Annotated in this window: 1 protein-coding gene; it reads left to right on the top strand. The window is 60.6% G+C overall.

Features of this window, described 5'->3' with window-relative positions:
• Positions 1 to 7348: non-ribosomal peptide synthetase (locus tag ACFFK0_RS09930; RefSeq protein WP_377470002.1), on the top strand; the 7348-nt coding region annotated here is incomplete at both ends.

Genomic DNA, 7348 nt, shown 5'->3' with positions numbered 1-7348 from the left:
AGCTGGCAAATCATCCGCAGGTGACGGAGGCGGTCGTCGTCGTGCTGGAGCCGGAGGACGGAGCCGGAGAAGCAGCGCTGTGCGCCTACTACACCGGACCCGAAGCGCCGGCGCCAACGGAGCTGGCGGCGTTCCTCGGCGAAAGCTTGCCGCACTACATGATTCCGGCCCATTTCGTGCGGCTGGAGCAAATGCCGGTCACGCCGAACGGCAAGATCGACCGCAAATCGCTGCCGAAGCCGGACGAAGCGGCGGTGCCGCAGCAGCGGGCATTCGCGAAGCCTGAAACCGGGCTGGAACGGAAGCTGACCGAAATTTGGGAGGCCGTGCTCGGGAGGCAGGTCGGCATCGACGATCACTTCTTCCATATCGGCGGCGACTCGATCAAGGCGATTCAAGTGTCGGCGCGGCTGCATAAAGAGGGCCTCCAGCTGGAGATGAAGCAGCTGTTCCTGCATCCGACCATCCGCAGCTTGAGTCCGCATATCCGCGTCCTGAAGCGTACCGCAAGCCAGGAGCCGGTGACGGGCGAAGTGCGGCTGGCGCCGATTCAACGCTGGTTCCTGACACAGCGCTTTACGGATGCGCATCATTTTAACCAGTCGGTTATGCTCTATCGGGAACAGCCGCTCGATGTCGGCAGCCTGCATCGGGCATTACGCAAGCTGACGCAGCATCACGACGCGCTGCGAAGCTGCTTCCGCGTAGAAGCGGGGCGGTATGTACAGAAGGTGCGGGATGATTCCGAGCCTTCCTATGCTTTGCTAACGTTCGACATTCCGGACATGTCCGAGGCGGCTTCGACGATCTATGAAGCGACAGCGCAATTGCAGCAAAGCATCGATCTGGACAACGGTCCCCTCGTCAAGCTGGCGCTATTCCGGACATCTGAGGGCGACCACCTGTTTATGACGGTTCACCATCTTGTGATCGACGGCATTTCGTGGCGGATCGTTCTGGAAGATTTTGCGACGCTATATGAGCAAGCGGAGAACGGGAACACGCTGGAGCTGCCGCTGAAAACTCATTCGTACCAAGCTTGGACGGATTTCCTTACCGCTTTCTCGGACGGTCCGCAGTTGGAGGAGCAGGCCGCGTTCTGGCTCTCGCAAGAGGAGCTGCAGCCGGCGCCGCTGCCGAAGAAGAAGAAGCGTTCGTTTGCCGGCGCGGACCGCGGGCTAAGCGGTCAAATCGTCATGACGTTGACCGAGGAAGCAACAACGGCGCTCACGACAACCGTACACAAGGCGTATCGCACGGAAATGAACGATGTGCTGCTGACGGCGCTCGGCAGTGCGGTGCGCGACTGGACCGGCGGCGAGCTTGCCGGCTTCTGGCTGGAAGGGCATGGCCGCGAGCAGCTGTCGAAGGAGCTGGACGTATCGCGGACGGTCGGCTGGTTTACTGCGCTGTATCCTGTCGTACTGGATATGAAGCGGTCGGATGCGGAAGGAACGCGGCTGAAGAAGGTCAAAGAAGCGCTCCGCACCATTCCGAATAAAGGAATCGGCTACGGCTTGCTGCGCTATATGAAATATGACGGAATGCCGCCGGAAATGACCTTCAAGCTGAAGCCCGAGATCAGCTTCAATTACTTAGGAAATTTGGATGGAGCTGCTGAGAACGGAACGTTCCGATTGTCCGCCTACGAGCCGGCACCGGAAATAAGCGAACGGCTGGAACGCCGGCATCCGGTCGACATCAACGGGTGGATTCGTGACGGGAAATTAACGCTCATTGTCGATTACGACCCCGAGCTGTTCGAAGCGGAGCAGATCCGCTCGTTCACAGAGTCGCTGAAGCAGCACCTGCTGCTGCTGATTGAGCATTGTACGGGCAAGCTGTTCAGCGAACTGACGCCGAGCGATATCAGCTCACGGCGAATCGGCTTGGAGCAGCTGGAGCTCGTGTATGCGCGCATGGCAGACGGGCGCCAAATCGAGGACGTGTATACGTTGTCTCCGATGCAGGAAGGACTCATGTTCCAGATGCTGCTGGAGCCGGAGTCGCAAGCGTACTTCCAGCAGCTGACGCTGCACTTGGAAGGGGACGTTGAGGCGGGCATCATTCGGCAAAGCTTCGAGCGGCTCATCGCGCGGTACGATATGCTCCGGACGGTGTTTTTATTCGACTCGATGCCTGTGCCTGTTCAAGTCGTGCTGCAGAACAGCACGATCGAACCGATCGCGCATGTGGATGCGGCCGAGCTGGCTCCGGAAGAAGCCGAAGCTGCCTTGCAGTTGTTCGTGGACAGCCAGCGTACGAAGCCGTTCGTTTGGAGCGAATCGACACCGATGCGGATCGCCCTCGTGCGAACGGCGGAGCAGTCATACAAGCTCGTCTGGAGCTTCCATCACATACTGCTGGACGGCTGGTGTCTCGGCATCGTGCTGAAGGAATGGTTTGAGACGTACGCCGAGGTGAAGCGGGGACAGCTTGCCGAGCTGGAGCCGGCTCCGGCCTACGCACGTTATATCGAATGGGTGGAAAGACAGGATAAATTGGCTGCGTCCGCATATTGGCGCCAATACCTGGAAGGCTTCGAGACGCAAACCGGCTTGCCGAAGGCAGCCGGCCGCAGGTCGAATGCCGAGGCTCCGGGGTCTTCGCCGCAAACGCGGCAGGACATCGTCTTCGTCATTGACGAACAGCGCACATCGAAGCTTCATGCACTGGCACGCGAGCGGAACGTAACGCTGAACACGGTGTTCCAAGTGCTGTGGGGGCTGCTGCTGCAGCATTACAACGATACGGACGATGTGCTGTTCGGCGCGGTCGTATCGGGGCGCTCTCCGCAAGTCGAAGATATCGAGCGGATGGTAGGGTTGTTCATTAATACGATTCCCGTGCGTATACGTTCTTCGCGGAATATGACGTTCGCCGGCTTGCTGCGTGCGGTGTCGGAGCAGGCGCTGGCGTCCCGCGAATACGATTATTACCCGCTGTACGAAATTCAAGCCGAGAGCGCACTGCAGCAGCATCTTCTTGATCATGTCCTCGCTTTTGAAAATTATCCGCTCGAGAAAGAGGCGGAAGCGATTGGCGAAGCGGGAGAGCTCGGCTTCCGGATCAGCCATGTGGATGTGTTCGAAGAGACGCATTACCCGCTGTCCGTAACGGTAGCTCCAAGACAAGACTTGACGGTAAGGCTGAATATGCTGTGCGGCGTATTCGACGAACGGACGCTGGCGAATTTGCCGGTCCATCTGGAGCGATTGATCGATCAAGCTGCCGTGAATCCGGACGTGCTTGTAAGCAGGCTGGAAATCGCGGGCGGTCCGGAGCTTCATGAGCTGCTGAGCTTCGGCGGTCATGACCGCGGGACGGCGCATTCCGCACAAGCTTCGACGATAACGGCGATGTTCGAGCTATGCATGAGACGCAATGGCGGGCAAACAGCTATCCTGCACGGCGATCGCACGGTGACATACGCGGAGCTGAACCGCCATGCAGAACAGTGGGCGGCTGTGCTGAAGCAAGCCGGCGCCGGCAGAGGCTCCCTCGTCGCCATCGTCGCCGACGCGTCCGTTGAGCTCATTGCGGCGATGCTCGGCATCTTGAAAGCCGGAGCGGCCTATGTACCGATCGATCCGGTCAACCCGCACGACAGAATCGGCTATATGCTCGAGGACAGCGGCGCCGGTCTGCTCGTAACTGAACGGGCTTGGCTCGAAGCATTAAGCGGCTTTGCGAAGGTCATCTGCCTCGATGAACGGGAAGAGCGGTCGGCCGCCTCCTTGCAAGCCGACAACCTGCAGCCGTTGTACCGTGCACCTGAGCCGGACGACACTGCCTACGTCATCTATACGTCAGGAACGACAGGCAAGCCGAAAGGCGTTATGATCCCGCACCGGGGCATCGTGAATTTGCTGGATACGTTTGTGATGGAATACGGCTTCGGGAGCGGCGACCGGGTGCTTCAATTCGCGAGTCTGTCCTTCGACGCATCCGTCTGGGAAATATGGATGACGCTGCTCAGCGGTGCCGCACTCGTCCTGGCGCCGAAAGAAGTGCTGCATCATCCGGTCAAGCTGGAGCGGCTTATCGCAGAACAGCGAGTCAGTGTTGCGCTGCTGCCGCCGACGTATGCGGTGCAATGGCCGACCGGGAGCATGGCGGCTCTCCGCGTCTTGGTCACAGGCGGCTCCGAAGCGCCGACGGAGTACGTGAATGAGTGGAGCCGTTATACGACTTATGCGAACGCTTATGGTCCGACCGAGGCTTCCATCATTACGACGATGTGGCGGCCGGTCCCGGGCGGCGCTCCTGTTCAGGGCACCGTTCCGATCGGACAGCCGGTTAACGGGATGAAGGCGTTTATTATGGACCGGCATTTGCGGCTTGCGCCGCTCGGCGCTGCCGGCGAGCTGTGCATTGCCGGCGAAGGCTTGGCGCTCGGATATTTGCACAGACCGGAGCTGACGGAGGAAAAGTTCGTTCCGAATCCGATTGAGCCCGGCAAACGCATGTACCGCACGGGAGATTTGGCACGCTGGCTGCCGAACGGACAGCTGGAATATTTGGGCCGGATCGACCATCAAGTGAAAATCCGCGGATTCCGCATCGAGCTGGGCGAAATCGAAACCGTCCTGCTGCAGCACCCAGCCGTGCAGGAAGCCATCGTCATCGATCGTCAGGACGGCGCGGGTCTCAAATATTTGTGCGCATATTGGGTTCCAGCGGACCCAGCGGACCCTGCGGATTCTGCAGGCGAGACGCAACTTGAAACGCAAGTGCTGAAGACGCACCTCTCGAGGCATCTGCCGGACTATATGATCCCGGCCTCGTTCGTCGCGCTGAACCAGCTGCCGCTCACACCTAACGGCAAGATCGATCGCAAGGCGCTGCCGGAGCCGGATCGTCAAGCAGGAAGCGACGGGAGATCGGGCGGCGCGCCATTCGCCGCACCGCGCAGCGAAGCCGAACGGCTGCTGGCCCGCTTGTGGAGCGAGCTTCTTGATACGGAGGAAGGCGCCATCGGCATCGATGACCGGTTCTTCGAGCTTGGCGGTCATTCGCTGAAGGCGGCTCAGCTCGTCGCCCGTGTTCATATGGAGCTTGGCGTAGAGCTGCCGCTCAAGGCGGTATTCGAACGGCCGACCATTCGGGAGCTGGGCGTGCTGCTAACGTCAAGCGCGGCGGGATCATACTTGACGATTCCTGCGGCTCCGCTGCGCAGCGTTTACCCGCTGTCTGCGGCTCAGCGAAGATTGTTTATTTTGAACCGGATCGATCGCGGCCAAACCAGCTATAATTTGCCGACGGCGATCCGCCTTGAAGGTGATGTAGACCGCTCCCGCCTGGAAGCGGCGTTCCGGGCACTGATAGCCAGGCATGACGCGCTGCGGACATCGTTCGAGGTGCTGGACGGCGAACCGGTTCAGCGAATCCACGACGAGGTGGACTGGCAGCCGGAGCATGCCGAGGTGCCTTCGGCCCACCTTGACGACGCCATCGGAGCGTTCATTCGGCCGTTCGATGTAAGCCGCGCGCCGCTTATGCGGGCCGGCATCGTGGAGACGACGGACCGTGCCGATGACCGGTCTGTGCTGCTGCTCTTTGACATTCACCATCTGGTTGCCGACGGCATTTCGGTGCAGCGGCTCATTCAAGAGCTGGGGCAGCTGTACCGGGGCGAAGAGCTGCCTGCGCCGATGCTGCAGTACAAGGATTACAGCGAATGGCAGCATACCGAGCCGGTACAGAGCCGTATCCGGGGGCAGCGCGAATATTGGCTGCACCGTTTCTCCGGCGAGCTGCCGGTGCTCGAGCTGCCGACGGACCGTCCGCGCCCGGCGGTTCAGCAATCCGCAGGCCGCTTGTATACGATTGTCGCCGATCCGGGGCTGACGCGCCGAATCGACGACTTGGCGAAGAAGACGGAGACGACCGTCTACATGGTACTACTTGCCGGATTCAGCATTCTGTTGTCCAAATACGCCGGCCAAACGGATGTGATCATCGGCTCGCCGGTCGCAGGAAGAGCGGCCAAGCAGCTCGACGACGTCATCGGCATGTTTGTCGCTACTTTGGCGCTGCGAACCGCGCCGGAGGGCGGCAAGCCAATTGCCGAATTCTTGAAGGAAATCCGTGCCCTGACGCTGGAAGCGTTCGAGCATCAAGATTATCCGTTCGAGCAGCTTATCGACGATCTGAATCTGGAGCGTGATTTGAGCCGGAATCCGCTGTTCGACGTCATGTTTGCTTATCAGAACATGGGCTCGGCGGAGCTGGAGCTTGACGGAATCCGTTGTACGCCTTATCCGATCGGCGATCCGGCCGCTCAATTTGACTTGACGCTGGAAGCTTCCGACAGCGAAGCGGGACTACTTCTTCAGTGGGGCTACCGGACAAGTCTGTTCGACAGCTCAACCATAGAGCGGATGGCGGGGCACTTTATCCGCGTGCTGGAGCAGATGACGGACAATACACAGACGGCAATCGGCAGCATTTGCCTGCTGACGGGCGCCGAACGGGAGCAGCTCGCCGGCTTCTATGACGAACGGCCGGGCGACACGGCGGCGGAGCGGTCGATCCACGGGCTGTTCGAAGCGCGGGCGGCGCTCCATCCGGAACGGACGGCGCTCGTCTTCGGGCAGGAGCGTGTAACGTACGGGGAGCTGAACGAGCGGGCGAACCGGATCGCCCGGCTGCTGCTGGAGCAAGGGCTGGCGAAGGAGGACCGGGTCGGCATTATGCTGCACCGCACTCCGCTTCTGGCAGCGTGCATTCTCGCCGTCTGGAAGGCAGGCGGCGCGTATATCCCGATCGACCCGGACTATCCGGCGAGCCGGACGGCGGGCATGCTCGGCGACGCCGGGGCGGCGGTGCTGCTCACGGAGTCGGTGTTCATGAGCGAGGAGCTGAGCGTGCAGCTTCATTGTACAGCGCTCGAGCTCGACCGGCTCGGCAATATGCTTGCCGAAGCGGACGGCTCGAACGTCGGGCTGCCGCACGACCCGGACCGTCTGGCGTACGTCATTTACACGTCGGGTTCGACGGGCCGTCCGAAGGGAGCGATGGTCGAGCACCGCGGAATGATGAACCACTTGACCGCCAAGGTCGAGGATTTGCAGGTGAACGAACACAGCATTATCGCCCAGAACGCGTCGCACTGCTTCGATATTTCGGTATGGCAGCTGTTCACGTCGCTTACGCTCGGCGGCCAGACCGTCATCTATCCGAACGAGCTGATCCTGCGGCCGGACGACCTGCTGCGGAGCGTCATCGCCGACGGTATCACCGTGCTTGAAGTCGTACCGTCGTACTTCGCCGTACTGCTCGACTATCTGGAATCCTCCCCGGTGCCGCTGCCAAGCCTGACGGTTCTTGTCGCCACCGGCGAGGC

It is taken from the genome of Paenibacillus chartarius (genome assembly GCF_042432825.1).
GTDB classification, from domain to species: domain Bacteria; phylum Bacillota; class Bacilli; order Paenibacillales; family NBRC-103111; genus Gordoniibacillus; species Gordoniibacillus chartarius.
The sequence above is the reverse complement of the archived record's forward strand: the minus strand, read 5'-3'. Positions and strand labels throughout refer to the sequence as shown.